The following is a 19,068-nucleotide window of genomic DNA, read 5'->3' as shown; positions in this document are numbered from 1 at the left end:
ACGCTACCGAGCCGAGGGTCCGGCTCCACCCTCGGCGGATCTTTCAGAACCCTTACGGCGGGCCGCCGACCAGGAGGTCAGCACGGCCACCGCGGCGAGGACGAGCAGGACGGCGGCGAGGTTGCGGCCGTAGGGCAGCGGCAGCACCGACGGGTTGTCCGCGGGCCGGCCGGCGCCGAGAACGAGCGGGAACGCCACGAACGTGACAGCTGCGGCACTGATCGCGGCGGCACGCGCCACCAGCCGGTGCCGGCGGGGGACCAGCCGGGTGATCACGACTCCGGCGGCCAGGACGGCCGCCATCCAGACGACGTCGTGCACGGCCATGGCGCCGGCCAGGAACAGCAGCACACCCGCCGGTGCGAGATCAGGATCGGTCAGCGCGCCGGCTGCGGCATAACCCATCAGGAGTACGCCTACGACGACAAGAACCGCCCGGATACTCACCGGGACTCCCGTACGGTGATTCGGCTCAGCCATTTGGTCTGCAACACACCCGGCCGGTTCGGCGCGATCAGCCGCGCCGGATACCCGTGGTCCACGTGCAGAGGCGCATCGTTGAGCCGCAGCGCCACCAGCGTCAGCGGATCACGCACGTGCGCCGGCGCGACAGCCGACGTGCGATACCGGCCGGCCGCCTCCAGCGACTCCACCTCCACCGCCGCCCGGCCGGGGTCGACACCCACCAGCGCCACCAGGTCACTCAGCCGCACACCGGTCCACCACCCGGTAGCGCTCCACCCCTCCACACAGGCGATCGGCAGCTCCACGGTGTGCTGCGCGAGGGCATGAAGCGCACCCAGCTCCAGGTCAGCGCGCCGGCCAGGCCCGATGACGACGAGCCGATAGGACGAGTCCAGCGCCATGGCCCGTACCCCTGCCTTGCTCGCGGTCTTGTTGACCGGCAAACCCTGAGGGCCCACATCCGGGCGGCGCGGCGCCAGCACCGCAAGGCCAGAAAGCGGCCGAACAGTCTGACCCACAGTGGTCAGGGTGATCAGCCCGGCCGCGGCAGCGACCCCACCGAGCAACCCCCGCCGGCTCAGCGTGTCCTGACGCGGCTGCGGCGCCGGGCGCAGGAGACCGGCACGAACAACAGGCAGCTGTACGCCGACGTGCATCACCAGCGCACCGATGGCCAGCCACGCCACCCAGTAGTGCCCCGCGGTGAAGAAGAACGGCATCGGCGCATACCAGCGGGAGATGTTCAGGACACCGCCCACGACCTGGAACAGTGCGGCCGCGACCAGCACCGCGACGCTCCCACGTTCGGCCGCGTGGGCGAGCGACCGGACCGGCGGCCAAGTGAACAGACGCGGGTACACCGACCAGAGCTTGGCGCCGAGCAGCGGCACCGAGGCCAGGCCGGTGGCCACGTGCAGACCCTGGGTGAACCGGTAGAGCCCCACCGGGCGCGACGGCCACCCGAACCAGGCCGGCGGATGCTGGATGAGATGGCTGAGCAGCCCGGTGAAGAAGCAGACGGCGAACGCGACACCGAGCGCGACACCGAGCAGGCTGGTCAGCCGGGCCGAGCGGACCGCCGACGGGAACGCGCCGGGTCGCCACGGCCCGCGGCGCGCTGCCGCCGGGGGCACCGGCAGCGGCACCGACCACCAGCGGGCGAGCCGCCGCGGCAGCGTCCGGCCGCCGGTCACCGGGCGGTCAGGGTGGCGAACCACCGGCCGGCCTCCGCCCAGGTGTCGACGATGCGCAACGCGGTGGCCGCGGCCAGGGCGGGCAGGTCGTCGAGGGGGACACACGCCCAGCGCAGCGGACTGCCCGCGCCGCCCGGAGCGTGCACCGTGGCGATACCGGACCAGGCGGGGGTGCCGGGCGGCGCCAGCTCCGCGTGCAGCCGGCCGCCGGCTCCCAGCAGCGCGCCGCAGCGGGCCAGCAACCGGCGCGGGTTACCGCCGATGCCGATGTTGCCGTCGGCCAGCAGCAGGTGCTGCCAGCGGCCGGTGCCGGGCACCGGGCCGAAGACGTCGCGTTGCAGCGCGACCGCGCCACGGCTGTGTGCCAGGCGCACCGCGGCGGCGCTGACGTCGATGCCGAGCGCCGGCCGTCCGGCGCCGATCAGCGCACCGGTGAGCCGGCCGGGACCGCAGCCGACGTCGAGGGTCGGTCCGGTGCAGCGTTCGAGCAGCCCGGCGTCCCCGGCGATCGTGTCCCGGCACCAGGCGGCCGGGTCGAACCGGAGCACACCGCCGCTGGGGTGACGGGCCGTGAACGCGGCCGGGACTCCCGCCGCGGCCCGGCTGATGGCGGTGTCGAACACCGCGACGGCGTTCATCGGGCCACCGCCGCGATCGACGGCACCTCGGCGGCGACGGCGGCGGCGAACCGGCTCTCCGGCGGGCACGCCGCGGCCACCGTACGGGCGTCGGCCGCGGTGTCCACGTCACGCAGCCGGGGCAGCAGGCCGACCCGCAAGCCGCGACGGCGTAGCGCGGTCAGGGTCTGCTGTCCGGTAGTGGTCAGGGACGTCGGGACCGTACGCAGGACCGTGGCATGGCGGGCGTCGCGCAGGCCGAGCGCCCACCAGCCGCCGTCGACGGCCGGGCCGAGGACCGCGTCCGGCCCGTCCGCCGTACGCAAAAGCTCCAGAATCGTGTCGAGGAGACCGGCGGTGAGCTGCGGAGTGTCCATGCCGATCAGGACCGTGGCGGCGCCCGTTGTTCCGGTGTCCGCGAAGGCGTCGGCGAGCCGGTCGCTGAGCGGCCCGCCTCGCTGGGGGAGCGACACCCAGCCGGGCGGGGCGGGGTGATCACCGTCGACGACCAGGACACGGGAACCGGCGGCGGTCCTGGTCACGGTGTCCAGGGTGTCGGCCAGCGCGGCGGCGGCGACCCGTGCCGCCTGCTCCGGAGTACAGGGTGGGCAGAGCCGCGTCTTGACCCGGCCGGGGACCGGTGCCTTCGCCAGCACCAGGATCTGCGGGGCGCTCACCGGGCCAGCACCGCGCTCATGTCGCGGACCGCGCGGACGGTGCCGAGCACGGTGCCGGTCACCTTCGAGCGGGTGCCCGCCGCCCGCGGGTGGTAGTCGACGTCGACCTCCACCACCCGCCAGCCGGCCCGCCCGGCCGCGATCAGCAGTTCCAGCGGGTAACCGAACCGGCGGTCCCGCAGTTCCAGGGTCAGCAGGTCGTCGCGGCGGACGGCCCGGATCGGCCCGATGTCGTACACCGGCAGGCCGCTCGAGCGCCGCAACCGGCGGGCCAGCACGGCGTTGGCGATCCGGGCGTGCAGCGGCCACGCTCCGCGCACCGCCGGGCGGCGCCGACCGGTGCCCAGCTGCGCCGTACCGGCCAGGACCGGAGCGGCCACCCGGGGCAGCTGCGCCGGGTCGAAGGAGCCGTCGGCGTCCATCACGCAGACGACGCCGTCGGCCGGGTTCGCCGCGACCACACCGGCGTGCACGGCCGCGCCGTACCCGGGTTCGGCCACGCTGATCACCTCGGCGCCGTACGCCCGCGCCACCTCGGCGGAGCCGTCGGTCGAACCGTTGTCCACCACGAGGGGCCGGTAGCCGGCCGGCATCCGGGCCAGGAGATCCGGCAGGGCCGCAGCCTCGTTCCGGCAGGGAAGAACCACATCGGTCATGGCGCCGGACGCTAGCCGCGAATCGGCCCGCAAATCCTTACCCGCCGATGACGAACCCTTACGGAACGGTGACGTGACCCGGCAAACCTTACGAACCGCTGACGGCTCACCGCGACCGGCGCCGCAAGCCGTGGTTCGGTCCTACGGTCGGCGCCGTGACCCACGTACTCGTGACCGGCGGAGCCGGTTTCATCGGAACCCATGTCGTGACCGCCCTGCTCGGCGCGAGCCACCACGTGACCATCCTCGACTCCGGGCATCCCGGCGCCCACCGCACACCACTGCCGGACCACCTGGCCGGGGCACCGCTGAACCGGGCCGACCTCACCGACCGGACCGCCGTCGCCGGCGCGCTGAGCGGTGTCGACGTGGTGATCCATCAGGCCGCCATGGTCGGGCTCGGTGTCGACCTCGACGACCTGCCGGAGTACGTGCGCTGCAACGACCTCGGCACCGCGGTCCTGCTCGCCGAGATGGCCCGCGCGGGCGTCGGCCGGCTGGTCCTCGCCGGCTCGATGGTCGTCTACGGCGAGGGCGCCTACGCCTGTCCCGAGCACGGCCCGGTACGCCCCGCCGCGCGAACCGTCGCCGACCTGGCCGCCGGCCGCTTCGAACCGGCCTGCCCGATCTGCGGTGCCGCCGTACGGCCGGGGCTCGTGGGTGAGGACGCCGCACTGGATCCGCGCAGCGTGTACGCCGCCACCAAGGTCGCCCAGGAACACCTCACCGCCGCCTGGGCTCGGCAGACCGGCGCGACAGTGGTGGCGTTGCGCTATCACAACGTGTACGGGCCGGGCATGCCGCGGGACACCCCGTACAGCGGGGTCGCGGCGATCTTCCGGTCGGCGCTGGAGGCCGGGCGGGCACCGCGGGTGTTCGAGGACGGCGGCCAGCGCCGCGACTTCGTGCACGTCCGTGACGTGGCGGCGGCCAACCTCGCCGCGCTGGTGGCGACGGGTACGCGTACCGGCTGGCGGGCGTACAACATCGCCTCCGGCCGTCCCGCCACCGTCGGGGAGATGGCCGCCGAACTCGCCCGCGCGGCCGGGGGCCCGTCCCCGGTGGTGACCGGCGAGTTCCGGCTCGGCGACGTACGCCATGTGGTCGCCTCGCCGCGGCGGGCCGAGACCGAACTCGGGTTCAAGGCCGCGGTGGGCCTCGCCGACGGGGTCACCGAGTTCGCCTCCGCACCGCTGCGCGGATGAGAGTCCGGGTCCGGCACCGTCTGGCTCGCGCCGATCTGATCGCCGCCGGTGCCGCCTGCTGCTTGCTCGCGGTCGCCGCCGTCACCGGCGGGATCCTGCACCTGCTGGGACGTCCGGTGCACGCCAGCGCGGCACCCCTGTTCGCGCACTGGCTGCCCCACATCGGTCCCGGCACCCCATCGGCCCTGCTGGTGGCCGTGCTGGTCTGTCAGCGGGGACCCGCGTTGGCGGCCCGGCTGTCCTGGCGCCCGCTGCTCGCCCTCTCCTACGCCACCGCCGTGGCCTGGACGCTGTCGCTCGCCCTGATCGACGGCTGGCAGCGCGGCGTCGCCGGCCGGCTGACCACCGACCACGAATACCTGCACGAGGTTCCCGGCGTCACCGACATCCCCGCCATGCTGGGCACCTTCACCACGCGGATCCTCGACTTCCAGCCGGACTCCTGGACCACGCATGTGTCCGGTCACCCGCCGGGCGCGCTGCTCGTGTTCGTCTGGCTGGACCGGGCCGGGCTCAGCGGCGGCGGCTGGGCCGGTGTCCTCTGCATCCTGACGGCGGCGCTCGTCGCGGTCGCCGTGCCGCACACCGTACGCCTGCTCGGCACCGACGAGACGGCCCGCACCGTGCTGCCCTTCGCCGTGCTGTTCCCCGGTGCCGTCTGGGCGGGGGTGTCGGCCGACGGGCTGTTCGCCGGGGTGACCGCCACCGGCATCACCATGCTGGCGTACGGCGTCACCCGCGGGCGTGCCATCGGTGCGCTCGCCGGCGGAGCCCTGCTGGCCTTCGGCTGCTACCTGTCCTACGGGCTCGTCCTGATGGCCCCGATCGCGCTGGCTGTCGTCCTGCTGGGCCGGCACCGGCGCACCGCCGGATGGGCGTTCGCGGGGGCCGCGCCGGTGGTGGCCGCGTTCACGACCGCCGGATTCTCCTGGCTCACCGGCTACCACCTCGTCATCGAACGCTATTACCAGGGCATCGCCGCCGACCGCGCGTACGCCTTCTGGGCCTGGGCGAACCTCGCGCTGATGACCGTCGCCGCCGGTCCCGCCGCCGCCGTGCACCTCCGCCGCGCGGTCCTCAGCACCGTCTCTCCCCGGCAGCCACGCGCCGCGAACGTCTCCTGGGTGCTGACCCTCGCCGCCGCGGCCGCGATCGTCGCCGCCGACCTGTCCGGCTACAGCAAAGCCGAGGTCGAACGGATCTGGCTGCCCTTCGCCGTCTGGCTGATGGCCGGCGCGGCCCTGATCCCGCCCGCCGATCGCCGCGCATGGCTCGTCGCGCAGGCGGTGGTGGCACTCGTGGTGAACCACCTGCTCCTGACGACGTGGTAGTGGGCCGCAGCGGCGTAACCATTTCCCGGCACTTTTCAAATGGCGTGGAACCTTTCCAGGTTGTGGTTCCCTTCTCGCCCCGGTTTGACCGTGGGAGCGCTCCCGAATATCGTTCGACGCACGTCTATGCAGGCGCTGCATCCCCTTCCCCTCATCCCCACAGCGAAGCGGACCCTCATGAAAAGACTCAAGATCACCACGGTGCTCTCGGTCGCCGGCGCGCTCATCGCCGCGCTGATCCTCACCGCCTTACCAGCGAGTGCGGCCGCCGCCCAATTCACCGTCGCCAACAGCTGGAACGGCGGTTACGAGGGCAAATTCACCGTCACGAACAACACCTCGGCCGCGATGACGTCGTGGCGGGTGCAGTTCGACCTGCCGTCGGGCTCAACGGTCAGCAATTCCTGGAATGCGCAGTCGACGGCATCCGGAAACCGGTACACGTTCACCAACGTCGCCTGGAACGGCTCCCTCGCCGCCGGCGCCTCGACCTCCTTCGGATTCATCGTCAACGGCAGCGGCACCCCCACCGGCTGCACGATCGACGGCGCCTCCTGCGGTGGTGGCGGCACCCCGACCACCTCACCGACCAGCACCCGGCCGTCGCCGTCCACCTCGCCGTCGTCCTCCCCGTCCACTTCGCCGTCCACCTCGCCGTCCGCCCCCGGCGGAACTCCGGTGGCACAGCACGGGCAGCTGCGGGTGTGCGGCGTCGCCATGTGCGACAAGAACGGCAACCGGATCCAGCTGCGCGGCATCAGCAGCATGTGGCTGAACTGGGAGACCCAGCCGTACGCGGAGAACCTCTCGGCCCTGACCTGGATGCGCGACAACTGGAACCTTCAGGTCGTCAGGGCCGCCATGGGCGTGGAGCCGGAAGGCGCCTACCTGAGCAACCCGGCAAAGGCCCGCGGCCAGGTCGAGACGATCATCAACAACGCGGTCACCGCCGGGGTGTACGTGATCGTCGACTGGCACGACCACGTGGCGGAGAACCACCGCTCGCAGTCGGTCGCGTTCTTCACCGACCTGGCCCGCCGGTACGGCCACCTGCCGAACGTCATCTGGGAGCCCTACAACGAGCCGCTGCAGGTCAGCTGGGCCAACGTCATCAAGCCCTACCACCAGGCCGTCGTGACCGCGATCCGCCAGAACGACCCGGACAACATCATCGTGCTGGGCACACCCACCTGGTCACAGGACGTCGACGTGGCCGCGAGCAGCCCGCTGTCCGGCACGAACCTGATGTACACGCTGCACTTCTACTCCTGCACGCACGGCGCCTCGCTGCGCGCCAAGGCCGACACCGCGATCCGGGCCGGCCTGGCACTGTTCGTCACCGAGTGGGGTGCCAGCCACGCTGACGGCGGCCTCGACGGCGTCGTCTGCCAGTCCGAGGCACAGGCGTGGATCGACTGGATGAAGGCCAACGGCATCTCCTGGACCGCCTGGAAACTCGACGTCGGCACCGACACCACCAACCTGCTGTCCCCGGGCGCCCCGGTCACCGGCGGCTGGAACAACTACCTGCGCGGCCACGGCCCGTTCGTCATCGCCAACATGAAGTAGCTCGCCACTCTGAAGCCGGCGTGAGACAGCGATCGGGCCTGGCCGGGAACGCCGGCCAGGCCCGTCCACCTCAGGCGGCACCCAGCGTCGACCGGGCAGCCAGAATGTGCGCCCGCATCACCGACCCGGCCCAGGCCCGATCCCCCGCCTCGAACGCGGCGATCAACTCCCGATGATGCGACATACTGCGCGCCATCGCCGCGTCGTCGTACCGGCGGAAGGTCCGATTGACCAGCGGCGTCTCAAGCAGTGCCCGCAGCTCGAAGATCTCCTCGAGGTCCTGGTCACTCCAGGCCGGCATGGTCGCACCCCGGTTGGCCGCCCAGTCGACCAGGCCCTCGGCGTGCAGGCGGCGCAGCGCCTCGCGCACCGGTGTCCGGCTGACGCCGATGGTCGCGGCGAGTTCTGACTCCACCGCCCAAGGTCACCGGTTTCTCTGTTTACACAGGCACGCGCCGCCCGTCGCGGTGACGAGCGGCGCGTGACTGACCGGGATTGACTAGAACCTGACCTCGCCCTGGTTGAGGACCCGGGGCAGGAAGTACGCGTTCTGGATCTCCGTGTTGCTGTTGCTGCCGCGCAGCTGTTCGGACCAGATCATGAAGTACGCCCACCGGGGCTGGCTGTCGAGCAGCGCCGCCGTGGGCACCTTGCCCATCTCGGCGATGGCGATGGGCTTGCCCGCGGCGATCGACTGGATCTGCTGGTAGTCGCCGCTCGACGGGTGGTTCTTGTACCAGGCGTCGAGGGACACCACGTCGACGTAGTTGCTGCCGGGGTAGTAGTTCGACCAGCCGCCGGCCGGGTTGTCCTGGACGTTCCACACCCAGATCAGGTTGGTCAGGCCCTGGCTGTCGAAGTAGTCCCTCATCTGCTGGTAGATCTTCGCGCCGCCGTTCGCGCCGGGCCGTCCGCCCCACCAGTTCCAGGTCTCGTTCATCTCGTGGAACGGACGCCAGAGCACCGGGACACCGGCGTCCCGCAGCTGCCTGAGGTAGGGGACGACGGCAGCCATCCGGCTGCGCCAGGTGGTGTTGAGGCTGGTGCCGCCGGTGACGATCTGCTGGAACTGGGTGTTGCTGATGCTGGTCTTCACGCCGCCGTCGAAGTTGCAGGTGGCGCCGACGGTGGGGGAGCAGGCGTGCCAGGTCAGGGCGACGAGCGAGCCGTTGGCCCATTCGGTCTTGGCCTGGTCGACGACCCGCTGGCGGTTGTTGACGTCGGCGGCGTTGAACATCATGTCGCCGCCCCACAGGCCGGGGTACTGGCCGGTGATGTCGCGGACCTGCTGGGTGTACTGGCCGGGGGCGGAGGCGGGTTCCTTGTTGTGCTGGCCGCTGACGATGTTCTTCCCGGTGATCGCCTTCAGGTAGTTGATCACGGTCTGTTTGGGCGTCGCGGGGAACGCCTGTGCCGGGGTGACGACGGCGACGGCGGCGCCCGCGATCAGGACGGAGGCGGTCAGCACGCGGATGGGGATCTTCATGGGAGGCGGTCCTCCTTCGGGGGGTACGGCTTTCGTGACGTCAGCTTCGGGGACCTATTACGGACGTGTCAATAGGTGCATTAATAATTTAAGTTTCGAGCGGTGATCGAGCGGCCCTCGATGTTGCGACCGCTGGAGTCAGACGGTCTGGCCCGGAGTGTGGCCGGGGGCGACGGACGCCTGAACCACCAGTGCGGCGGCGCCGATGCCGGCCGCGTCCCGGGGCTGGGCCGAGAGCTCCACGGACACGCTGTGCCGCTGCCGGGAGTGCGCGGTCCGGCCGAGATGAGCGCGCAACCGGCGGGCGAAGATCGATCCGGCCCGTGCGACGCCCGGCCCGGTGAGCACGAGCCGGCCGAGATCCAGCAGGTTCACCATGGACGTCGCGGCCACGCTCAGTCGCTCGGCGGCCTGGTCCAGCACCCGGTACGCCTCCGAGTCGCCGTTGACCGCGGCCCGGGCAACGGCGTCGTACGCACTCGACTCGCTGCCGTCCAGCGGCAGCCGTCCCCGCAGGTCAGCATGCTCGCGGGCGGCCACCACCACCGCACGCATCGACGAGTACTGCTCCACGCACCCGAGGTTGCCGCACGGGCAGGGCCGCCCCGCGTAGTCGATCGACACGTGACCGAGTTCCCCGGCACCGAAGCTCGCCCCGCGGTACAGCGCACCGCCGAACACGAACCCGGCACCGATCCCGGTGGACAGGTAGATGCACCCGAACGCCTGCTCCCGCGACACCCGCCGGCTCCAGAACTCGCCGAGCGCCGCGGCCGCCGCGTCGTTCTCCATCAGCACCGGCGCACCCAGCCGCTTCTCCAGCTCGGCCCGCACCTCACCGGCAGCGTGATCTTCGGCCTGCGAGAAGGGTGTCACGATCGCCAGACCCTCGATGCGGTCGCGCGGCAGCGCCAGCCCACCGGTGAAGTCCTCGAACCGCTCGGCCAGCCGATCGGCCCCCCACACCTCGCCGGGCAGCCGCGGCACCACCTCGCGCCCGACCACCCCGCCGGTCAGGTCGATCGCCACGCAGGTGACCGTGTCCGGCCCGAGGTTGAAGCCGACGCCGAACCGGTTGGCCGGGCTGATCGCGATGAGCTTGCGGCGCCGGCCCAGCACGGAGTCGGTCGAGCCGATCTCGTGGATGATGCCGTCGGCGATCAGGTCGCGGACGATGTTGGAGATCGACGGCTGGGTGAGCCCGGTCAGCTCGGCGAGCTCGACCCGGCTGATGGCCACTGAGGACCGGACGACGTCGACGATCAGAGCGCGACTTCCCGGTCCGGCTGCGGGTGCTTCTCGACGAGCCATAGCGGGGTGTCTCCGGTTCGTGTGCCGATGGGCCGCCGCTAACTTACCTGTCCCGGCCGGAACCAAGGAGACGCCACGGTGAGCTTCGACGGCAAGGCTCCGGGTCAAAAATAAATTAGTAATCTAACCTTGACACGGCTGTAACGGCCGTCTCATGCTGGGCGCTCCACCGGGCGGTGACGCACCCGCCCCGATTCCCCTCAGCGGACGGATCCCGGCATGATCAATAGAAGGCACCTCATCGGCATCGGCGCTGCCGCCGCGCTCGCCCTGACGTCCGGCTGCACCGGCGGCGCCGGCAACGAGGACACCGGCGACCTCTCCGGCGACGTCAAGGGCTCCATCACCGTCCTGACCAACCGCACCGACCTGGTCGACACCACGTTCAAGGAGTACGCCGCCGCCTTCGAGGCCGGGCACCCCGGCACCGAGGTCACCTTCGAGGGCGTGACGAACTACGACAACGACGTCACCACCCAGCTCAGCGGCGGTGACTACGGCGACGTGCTGCTGATCCCCGGCACCGTCGCCCTCGACCAGTACAGCCAGTTCTTCGAGCCGCTCGGCACCGGCGCCGACCTGTCGGCGAAATACCGGTTCACCGGCCCGGCCACCTACGAGGGCAACGTGTACGGGCTGTCGCTGGGCGGCATCGCCAAGGGCTTCGTCATCAACAAGCGGATCTGGGCACAGGCCGGTGTCACCGCACCGCCGAAGACACCCGAGGAGTTCCTCGCCGGGCTCGAAGCCATCGCCGGCAAGACCGATGCCACCCCGTACTACACCAACTACAAGGACGCCTGGCCGCTGAGCGAGTGGAACAACCACCGTGCCGTCCTGGCCGACCCGGCGATCAACGACGCCTTCCCGGCAGACACCGGCCCCTGGCAGCCCGGCAAGATCCAGTACGTCACCGACGGCCTGCTCTACGACATCGTGAACCGGAAACTCAGCGAGAACGACCCGCTGACGACCAACTGGGAAAGCTCCAAGCCGATGATCGCCACCGGCAAGGTCGCGACCATGCTGCTCGGCTCCTGGGCCGTCCCGCAGATGCAGGACGCCGCCAAGGCCGCCGGCGCCAACCCCGAGGACATCGGCTTCTGGCCGTTCCCGTACCAGACCGGCGGCAAGTTCCACGCCGCCATCGACGGCGACAAGCTCGCCGCCGTCAGCAAGAACTCGCCGAACAAGGCGACAGCGAAGGCGTTCCTCGACTGGTTCGTCAACGAGTCCGGCTTCGCCACCGGCCAGCAGGCCATCCCGCCGGCGATCAGCCAGCCGCTGCCCGCGGGCCTGCAGGCCTTCACCGCCACCGGCGTCGAGCTGATGGAGGTACCGGCGGCGACAGCCAACCCCGGCAAGGAAGACGAGATCATCAAGGAGTCGGAGATCGACCTGAAGGGCGAGATCTACCGGCAGAAGCTCGTCGACATCGCCCGCGGTGCGGCCGAGGGCGACAAGGACACCTACTTCGCCGAGCTGAACAAGCGGTGGAGCGCGGCCCAGTCGCAGGTCATGAAATGACCACTCGCGTCGTCCCCGGCACCCGGACCGCCGTCACGGCGGCCCGGGCGACCGGCCGGCGCACCCGGCGCCGGCTGTGGCAGAGCCCGTGGTGGTACCTGGCGCCCGCGCTGATCCTGCTGATCACGTTCACCTATGTGCCGGTCGCCAACATGCTGTTCTACAGCTTCCACAAGTGGGACGGCCTCGACGTCACCATGGACCCGGCCGGCCTCGACAACTACGTGCGGGTCTTCACCGACGAACGGTACTGGCGCGTCTTCGTGGTCAGCCTCTACTACTTCGCAGCGTCGTTCGCGCAGATCGCGATCGCCCTCTACTTCGCCGTCGTGCTCTCGTTCAACGTCCGCTTCAAGAACCTGTTCAAGGGCATCCTGTTCTTCCCGTACCTGCTCAACGGCGTCGCGGTCGGCTTCGTCTTCCTCTACCTGTTCCAGCCCGACGGCACCCTGGACACGATGCTGCGGGCGTTCGGGCTCGGCGAGCACACCCGGTACTGGCTGGGCGACCCGGACATCGCGAACCTCTCCCTCGCCGGCACATCGGTGTGGCGGTTCACCGGGCTCAACTTCGTGCTGTTCCTCGGCGCGATCCAGTCGATACCCGGCGAGATCTACGAGGCGGCCGACATCGACGGCGCGAACCGGTGGCACCAGTTCCGGCACATCATCGCCCCCGGCATCCGGCGCATCATCAGCCTGTCCTTCATCCTGGCGATCTCCGGCAGCCTCGCGGTCTTCGAGATCCCGTTCATCATGACCGGCGGCGCGAACGGCACCGGCACGTTCGTCATCCAGGCGTACCAGACAGCCTTTCAATTCCGGCAGATCGGCCTGGCCTCGGCCATGGCGGTCGTGCTGCTGCTGATCGTCCTGCTGCTCACCTGGATCCAGCGCCGGGTCCTGCCCGACGAAGAGGTGACCCTGTCATGACCCAGGTCGCTCGCACCGCGAAGTACGCCTCCCTCGTGCTGGCCTCGCTCGTGGTCCTCATCCCGCTCGTCGTCGTCCTCTTCGCCGCCCTCAAGACGTCGGCCGAGTACAACGCCACCGGCCCGCTCACCCCGCCGCGGAACTGGTTCAACCTCGACAACTTCGCCACCGCCTGGACCGGCGGGAACATGCTGCGCGGGTTCGTCAACACCACGATCATCCTGGTCGTGTCCCTGACCGGCACGGTTGCGGTGGGCACCCTGGCCGCGTACGCGATAAGCCGTTTCGCCTTTCCCTTCAAACGCCTGGTCCTCGGCCTGTTCCTGGTCGCCGCGCTCGTCCCCGGCGTCACCACGCAGGTCGCCACCTATCAGATCGTCAAGTCGATGGGCCTGGTCAACACCCAGTGGTCGGCGATCGTCCTGTTCCTGGGCACCGACATCGTGTCCATCTACATCTTCATCCAGTTCATGCAGTCGATCCCGCAGAGCCTGGACCAGGCCGCGATGATCGACGGCGCGAACCGGTTCACCATCTACCGCCGGATCATCCTGCCGCTGATGAAACCGGCCATCGCCACCGTGGTGATCATCAAGGGCATCGCGATCTACAACGAGTTCTACATCCCCTTCCTCTATCTGCGATCGCCCGATCTCACCGTCATCTCCACCGCGCTGTTCCGCTTCAAGGGCCCCTACGGAGCGCAGTGGGAGACGATCGCCGCCTGCACGATGATCGTCCTCCTGCCGACCGTCGTGATCTTCCTGCTGCTGCAGCGCTTCATCTACAACGGCATCACCGCCGGAGCCACCAAATGACGAAGGACGTCACCATGCTGCACCTCGAAGACCTCGGCGGCGCCTGGGAACTGCGCCAGAAGACGGACGACATCGCCATTCCGGCGGTGGTCCCGGGTTGTGTCCACGTCGACCTGATCAACGACGGCCGGCTGCCGGACCCGTTCCAGGACGACAACGAGAAGGCGGTCGCCTGGGTCGGTCGCACCGACTGGCACTACACCCGGGAGATCGCCTGGACCGGACCGGCGCACGAGCGCGTCGACCTGGTCTTCGACGGCCTCGACACGGTGGCGGCCGTTGAACTCGGCGGCGCCACCCTCGGCACGACCCGCAACATGCACCGCAGCTATCGCTACGACGTCACGGCCCTGCTCGACGGCACCCCACAGCCGCTCACCGTGCGTTTCACCTCGGCCTACACCGAGGCGGAACGCGTCCGCGACCTGCTCGGTCCGCGCGCCAACGCCTATCCCGAGCCGTTCAACTTCATCCGCAAGATGGCGTGCGGCTTCGGCTGGGACTGGGGCCCGACGCTGGTCACCGCCGGCATCTGGCGGCCGGTCCGCCTGGAGGCCTGGAGCGTCGCCCGCCTCGCCACGGTCCGCCCCCTCGCGACCTGGACCGGCACCGAGGGGCACCTCGACCTGACCATCGAGGCCGAGCGCCTCCACGACACACCGCTCACCGTGCGGGTTTCCCTCGACGGCCGCGAGGTGGCGCGCGGTGAGATGCCGCCCGGCGAGTCGCGGTGGCATCTCGACAGGACCATGGCGGGCGTACGACCGTGGGCTCCGATCAATTACGGACAGCCCGTCCTGTACGACCTCACCGTCGAACTGCTCGCCGGAGACGTGCTCCTGGACTCGTGGCAGCGGCGCACCGGCTTCCGCAGCGTGGCCATCGACAGCGGCCCGGACACGGCCGGCTCCCGCTTCCTGATCGAGGTCAACGGCGAGCCGGTGCTGATCAAGGGTGTCAACTGGATCCCCGACGACATCTTCCCGTCCCGGATGACCCGGCAGCGCTACGAGCACCGGCTGCGGGAGGCCGCCGACGCCGGCGTCAACCTGATCCGCGTCTGGGGCGGCGGTCTGTACGAGGACCGCGCCTTCTACGACACCTGCGACGAACTGGGCCTGATGGTCTGGCAGGACTTCCTGTTCGCCTGCGCCTGCTATCCCGAGGAGGAGCCGCTGTACTCGGAGGTCGTCGCCGAGGCCCGGGAGAACGTGACCCGCCTCGCCCCGCACCCCAGCCTGATCACCTGGAGCGGCAACAACGAGAACCTGTGGTTGCACGGCGCGATGCGCTGGGACGAGGAGGAGGGCGGCGACCTCACCTGGGGCGAGCGGTACTACCTGGAGACGCTGCCGCGGATCGTCGCCGAACTCGACCCGTCCCGCCCCTACCAGGCCGGGAGCCCCTGGTCGGGCTCGTGGGAGCACCCGCCCAACGACACCGGGCACGGCACGTTCCACTCGTGGGAGGTGTGGAACCGCGAGGACTACGTCAACTACCGCGACTCGGCACCCCGGTTCGTCGCGGAGTTCGGCTGGCAGGCGCCGCCCGCGTGGACCACGCTGCGCGAAGCGGTCTCCGACGACCCGATGCTGCCGGACTCGCCGGGCGTGCTGCACCACCAGAAGGCCGAGGACGGCAACGGCAAACTGGCCCGCGGGCTGGCACCGCACTTCGGTGAGCCGGCCGGCACCGAAGCCTGGCACTACCTGACCCAGCTCAACCAGGTACGGGCCATCCGGACCGGCGTCGAGCACTGGCGGTCGCACTGGCCGCACACCGGCGGCACCATCCTCTGGCAGCTCAACGACCTGTGGCCGGTCACCTCGTGGGCGGCGATCGACGGGGCGGGCCGGTACAAGCCGCTGTACTTCGAGCTCAAGTCCCTGAACGCGCCGCACGGTCTGACCGTGCAGCCGCGCGGCGACGGCCTCGTGGTCGCGGTGCTCAACGACAGCCCGCAGCCCTGGTCCGGGCGCCTGGCCGTGCAGCGGCGTACCGCGGCCGGTGAACTGCGGGCGGCGTGGGCCGTGCACGTCGACGTGCCCGCCCGGCAGGTCCGCACCGTGCCGATCCCTCAAGACGTGACAGCGGCCGGTGCCGGAGAGCTCCTCGTTGCCGAGCTCGACGGGGTGCGGGCGCTGTGGTTCGGCGTACCGGACAGGGACTTTCCCTATCCCGACGCGGGCCTGACGGTGACCGCCGACCCGGTGCCCGGCGGTCTTGATCTGCGTGTTCAGGCGGAAAGCCTGGCCCGGGACGTGCTGGTGCAGGCTGACCGGATCCATCCGCGGGCAGTCGCCGACCGCGGCTTCCTCACCCTGCTGCCCGGCGAGTCGGCGGTCGTCCGCGTGCGCGGACCGGTCGAGCTCGACCCGGCGACGGTCAAGGCGCCGTGGGTGGTCACCGACCTCGCGTCGGTCATCGGGCGCCACTGATGTCGAATGCGTACCCACCCGGGTGAGCGGGGCCTTGCCGGTACGGTATCGCCTGGGTGCGGCAGACCGGAGGCAGCGGTGACACAGGCACAACGGCGGGTCGGGCTCGTGCTGGCGCGTGCCTCGCGGGTGCTCGGCGAGGAGCCGTATTACCACGAGTTCCTCGAAGGGCTGGAGCGCGTGCTCACCCCCGCCGGAGTGTCCGTCCTGGTCAAGGTCGTCACCGACCGGGAGGCGGAGAACGAGACGTACGAGCGGTGGGCCGCCGACAAGCGGGTCGACGGTGTCGTGATCGTCGACATGACGCCCGACGACGACCGGGTGGCCCTGGTGCACCGGCTGGGGCTGCCCGCGGTGGTGATCGGCGCCCCGTCGACGGCGTCCGGCCTGCCGACGGTGTGGACCGACGACGCCGGGTTCGCCCGGGAGGTGATCCGCTTCCTGGCCGAGCGCGGCCACGCGGTGATCGGGCACATCAGCGGCCCGATGTCGTTCGTGCACACCCAGCTGCGGCGCGAGGGGACCGAGGCCGAGGCCACCGCGCGCGGCCTGCGGCTGCTGCACGGTGAGGGCGATTACTCGTACGAGTCGGGCCGCGCCGAGACGGCCGGACTGCTCGCCGGCGGACCCACCGCGATCGTCTGCGACAACGACGTGATGGCTCTCGCCGCGCTCGACGAGCTGCGCGAACGCGGTGTGGCGGTGCCGCGCGACATGTCGGTGGTCGCCTGGGACGACTCCAACCTCTGCCAGCTGGCCGTGCCGCCGCTGTCCGCGATGAGCCACGACGTCGGCCGGATCGGCGAGCTGGCGGCCCGGGCCATGCTCGACGCGATGGCCGGCGCGGCTCCCGCTGTCTACCAGGCGCCGACCGCGCACCTGGTCGCCCGCGAGAGCACCCGCTGAACTCTCGGCGGATCCGCCGCAGCGCCGGCGTGGGACCTGACCCGGCCGGGGCACCTCATGCAATGTCGGCGTCGCCGCTGCCCGCATCACCCGCGGGGGATGACCGCGTTCGGATGCGGGCGGGGCTTCAGGGGCGAAGCCCCGCCCGGTCGGGCCCTTACGCGTACGGGTTGAAGGGGATGCCGGCCGGCTTGGCGGCGTTGAGCAGGTATTCGAACGAGCCGTCCTTGATCTTGATGGTGGCCGAGCCGAAGTCGGCTGCCATCAGCCTGTTCCGCAGGTCGAGGCTGGGATAGCCGGTCCAGTCGACGAGCGGCGGGTAACGCCAGTTGTGGTAGTGGTTCTCCGGCGGCTCGTCGTTGCTGTTGGCGAGCCGGAAGAAGTGAGTGGACAGGCCGTCCTTGTGATAGACGACCTTCGGGTGGCTGCCGTCGAAGCGCACCTGCGACCGGGTGTAGGTCTTCTGTGAGCTGTGCTGGGTCGTGCTGACGTACTCGGCCTGGTTGGTTGCCTGGTTCACCCAGGAGATGACGTGTTCCCAGTCGTGCCGGTGGCCGCCGAGGCCGCTGCCGGCGACGGCCTGGTCCTTCTCGAAGTAGCTGGCGTACACGATGGCGCACCAGCCGCTGTTGCACTTCGACCGGGCGTAGGTCTGTGAGTTGTCGAGGTCCACCTGATCGCGGCAGCTGCCGTTGACCGCGCCGGTCGTCTTGAGCCCGGTGGCGATCGTGCCGTCGGGGCCGATGGCCGAGGTGGCGTAACAGCCGTCGGTGTCGTAGTCGTAGGCGGGGGAGAACGACTGCTCGTACCCGCCGGCGTTCTGCGGGAGGTTGCGGGGTGGGTCGGCGAAGGCCGGTGCGGCGGAGATTACGAGGAGAAGCACGGTGAGGCCGGACGCGGCCCCGATCCGGGCAAGGGAACGGTTACGACGCATAGTCGTCGACCCTTCGTGTCGTCACGCCATCGGGCTGGCGGCTCCACGTGATCTTCATGGTCACGATAGAGGCCGGTCAATAGCTTCCGGTTCCGGAAATCGGTCAGGTCGTGAACAGCGTGAAGGCGACCTGATGTACGCCGCCGCCGGCGCGGAACTGGAGGAACAGGCGCTTGTCGCCGCGTTCGGCGAAGGCGGCGTGGAAGGCGAGGACGCCGTCGGCCGGTGCACCGCCGTTGGCGTCGGCGGGCAGCGGGTGCAGGTGTTTGAGGCCCTGGGTGCGCACCTCGAAGTTGGACAGGTGGGCGTACGCGCCGAGGTACGGTTCGAGCACCGCGGGGCGGCCGTCGCGCAGCACCTGGAACTGGAGCGCCGCCGGGGTGCCGGAGGCCAGGTCGGCGGTGCCGTCGAGGCGGCGCACGGTGTAGGGACCGGAGCGGGCCCGCTCCCGCGGCGCGGGGACCGGGACCATCGTGGTGTCGCCGGCGATGACGAACGGTATGCCGAGAACCGTGGGCTCGGCGCCGGTGGGGCCGGCGGCGGGGCGGCCGTGCGGGACGAACTCGAGATAGACCCGGTAGGCGCCGCCGTCGGTGATGGTCACCGGCGCCGTCCAGGCGCCGTCGACGACCTCGGGGTGCAGGTGCTGATATCCGGACAGGTCGTCGCGCAGCACGTACATGTGCATCTGTTTGGTGTGGACCTGCTGGAAGTCGGTGGCTGTCCCGGCGGGGCCGGTGACGCGCACGGACACCGTGCCGGTGCCGCGCCCGGTGGGCAGGGTCAGCGGCTCCGCGCGGAAGCCGTCGTAGGCGTCGGAGAGGCCGTCACTGTGATAGGCGACCGGCGAGGGTGCCGCCGCCACCGGCGCCGGGACCGCGGCCGGGCCGCGACTGTCGGCGAACAGGTAGGCGGCGCCGAGGAACCCCGCGAGTGTCACCGCCGCCGTCAGGCGGCGGCTGAGGCCGGCGCCGGCGCGCACCGTGTGGTCCGCGCCGGCGTT

Annotated in this window: 18 protein-coding genes; 8 read left to right on the top strand and 10 right to left on the bottom strand. The window is 70.7% G+C overall.

From position 1 onward, the window contains the following. Window positions 1-3 precede the first annotated feature (3 nt). From ACFQV6_RS11085 to ACFQV6_RS11065, 5 genes are read right to left on the bottom strand one after another with little or no spacing between them, the layout of a single operon-like run. On the bottom strand, window positions 4-447 hold the full coding sequence (locus ACFQV6_RS11085) for a hypothetical protein (RefSeq protein WP_378027312.1): 444 nt from the start codon (window positions 445-447) through the stop codon (window positions 4-6). Next, on the bottom strand, window positions 444-1,682 hold the full coding sequence (locus tag ACFQV6_RS11080) for a molybdopterin-dependent oxidoreductase (protein ID WP_378027311.1): 1,239 nt from the start codon (window positions 1,680-1,682) through the stop codon (window positions 444-446). Before ACFQV6_RS11080 ends, ACFQV6_RS11085 begins: the two co-directional genes overlap by 4 nt. Then, a complete protein-coding gene (locus ACFQV6_RS11075; protein WP_378027310.1) occupies window positions 1,655-2,296 on the bottom strand; it encodes an SAM-dependent methyltransferase in 642 nt (213 codons plus the stop codon). The genes ACFQV6_RS11080 and ACFQV6_RS11075 overlap by 28 nt, the downstream gene beginning before the upstream one ends. Then, entirely contained in the window at window positions 2,293-2,952 is a 660-nt protein-coding gene (locus ACFQV6_RS11070; protein ID WP_378027309.1) for a DUF2064 domain-containing protein, read from the bottom strand. The genes ACFQV6_RS11075 and ACFQV6_RS11070 overlap by 4 nt, the downstream gene beginning before the upstream one ends. Beyond that, entirely contained in the window at window positions 2,949-3,608 is a 660-nt protein-coding gene (locus tag ACFQV6_RS11065; protein ID WP_378027308.1) for a glycosyltransferase family 2 protein, read from the bottom strand. Before ACFQV6_RS11065 ends, ACFQV6_RS11070 begins: the two co-directional genes overlap by 4 nt. 155 nt (window positions 3,609-3,763) lie before the next feature. Here ACFQV6_RS11065 and ACFQV6_RS11060 point away from each other — a divergent pair, with 155 nt between their 5' ends. The 3 genes from ACFQV6_RS11060 (at window position 3,764) to ACFQV6_RS11050 (ending at window position 7,713) form a co-directional block, all read left to right on the top strand. Further along, complete coding sequence (locus ACFQV6_RS11060; RefSeq protein ID WP_378027307.1) at window positions 3,764-4,813, top strand: NAD-dependent epimerase/dehydratase family protein; 1,050 nt, start codon at window positions 3,764-3,766, stop codon at window positions 4,811-4,813. After that, window positions 4,810-6,144, top strand: a complete 1,335-nt coding sequence (locus tag ACFQV6_RS11055; RefSeq protein ID WP_378027306.1) for a hypothetical protein — start codon at window positions 4,810-4,812, stop codon at window positions 6,142-6,144. Before ACFQV6_RS11060 ends, ACFQV6_RS11055 begins: the two co-directional genes overlap by 4 nt. Window positions 6,145-6,321: 177 nt before the next feature. Beyond that, window positions 6,322-7,713, top strand: coding sequence for a cellulase family glycosylhydrolase (locus ACFQV6_RS11050; protein WP_378027305.1), 1,392 nt, complete (start codon window positions 6,322-6,324; stop codon window positions 7,711-7,713). 70 nt (window positions 7,714-7,783) lie between these two features. On the opposite strand, the gene ACFQV6_RS11045 is transcribed toward ACFQV6_RS11050, so the two are convergent. The 3 genes from ACFQV6_RS11045 to ACFQV6_RS11035 form a co-directional block, all read right to left on the bottom strand. After that, window positions 7,784-8,128, bottom strand: a complete 345-nt coding sequence (locus tag ACFQV6_RS11045) for a GntR family transcriptional regulator (RefSeq protein WP_378027304.1) — start codon at window positions 8,126-8,128, stop codon at window positions 7,784-7,786. Between the two features lie 84 nt (window positions 8,129-8,212). Then, window positions 8,213-9,199, bottom strand: a complete 987-nt coding sequence (locus ACFQV6_RS11040) for a glycosyl hydrolase (protein WP_378027303.1) — start codon at window positions 9,197-9,199, stop codon at window positions 8,213-8,215. A gap of 138 nt (window positions 9,200-9,337) precedes the next feature. Beyond that, complete coding sequence (locus tag ACFQV6_RS11035; RefSeq protein ID WP_378027302.1) at window positions 9,338-10,510, bottom strand: ROK family protein; 1,173 nt, start codon at window positions 10,508-10,510, stop codon at window positions 9,338-9,340. A gap of 219 nt (window positions 10,511-10,729) precedes the next feature. On the opposite strand from ACFQV6_RS11035, the gene ACFQV6_RS11030 reads away from it, so the two are divergent. The 5 genes from ACFQV6_RS11030 to ACFQV6_RS11010 all read left to right on the top strand — a co-directional run bounded on the left by ACFQV6_RS11030 (window position 10,730) and on the right by ACFQV6_RS11010 (window position 17,131). After that, complete coding sequence (locus ACFQV6_RS11030; protein WP_378027301.1) at window positions 10,730-12,037, top strand: extracellular solute-binding protein; 1,308 nt, start codon at window positions 10,730-10,732, stop codon at window positions 12,035-12,037. After that, window positions 12,034-12,969, top strand: coding sequence for a carbohydrate ABC transporter permease (locus ACFQV6_RS11025; protein ID WP_378027300.1), 936 nt, complete (start codon window positions 12,034-12,036; stop codon window positions 12,967-12,969). Before ACFQV6_RS11030 ends, ACFQV6_RS11025 begins: the two co-directional genes overlap by 4 nt. After that, the gene (locus ACFQV6_RS11020; RefSeq protein ID WP_378027299.1) at window positions 12,966-13,787 is read left to right on the top strand and encodes a carbohydrate ABC transporter permease; all 822 of its coding nucleotides are present in this window, start codon (window positions 12,966-12,968) and stop codon (window positions 13,785-13,787) included. The genes ACFQV6_RS11025 and ACFQV6_RS11020 overlap by 4 nt, the downstream gene beginning before the upstream one ends. Then, window positions 13,784-16,225: a glycoside hydrolase family 2 TIM barrel-domain containing protein gene (locus tag ACFQV6_RS11015; protein WP_378027298.1), complete on the top strand. Its 2,442-nt coding sequence runs from the start codon at window positions 13,784-13,786 to the stop codon at window positions 16,223-16,225. The genes ACFQV6_RS11020 and ACFQV6_RS11015 overlap by 4 nt, the downstream gene beginning before the upstream one ends. Window positions 16,226-16,303: 78 nt before the next feature. Beyond that, window positions 16,304-17,131 carry a LacI family DNA-binding transcriptional regulator gene (locus tag ACFQV6_RS11010; RefSeq protein WP_378027297.1) on the top strand — a complete coding sequence of 276 codons (828 nt, stop codon included), beginning with the start codon at window positions 16,304-16,306 and terminating at the stop codon, window positions 17,129-17,131. Between the two features lie 157 nt (window positions 17,132-17,288). Here the strand turns inward: ACFQV6_RS11010 and ACFQV6_RS11005 are convergent, their stop codons facing one another. Next, window positions 17,289-18,065 (bottom strand): NPP1 family protein, encoded by a 777-nt coding sequence (locus ACFQV6_RS11005; RefSeq protein WP_378027296.1) that lies wholly within the window; start codon window positions 18,063-18,065, stop codon window positions 17,289-17,291. A 103-nt stretch (window positions 18,066-18,168) separates the two neighbouring features. Then, a complete protein-coding gene (locus tag ACFQV6_RS11000; RefSeq protein ID WP_378027295.1) occupies window positions 18,169-19,047 on the bottom strand; it encodes a hypothetical protein in 879 nt (292 codons plus the stop codon). Window positions 19,048-19,068: the final 21 nt, after the last annotated feature.

The organism is Actinoplanes sp. GCM10030250 (genome assembly GCF_042666575.1).
In the GTDB taxonomy this organism is placed as follows: domain Bacteria; phylum Actinomycetota; class Actinomycetes; order Mycobacteriales; family Micromonosporaceae; genus Actinoplanes.
The sequence above is the reverse complement of the archived record's forward strand: the minus strand, read 5'-3'. Positions and strand labels throughout refer to the sequence as shown.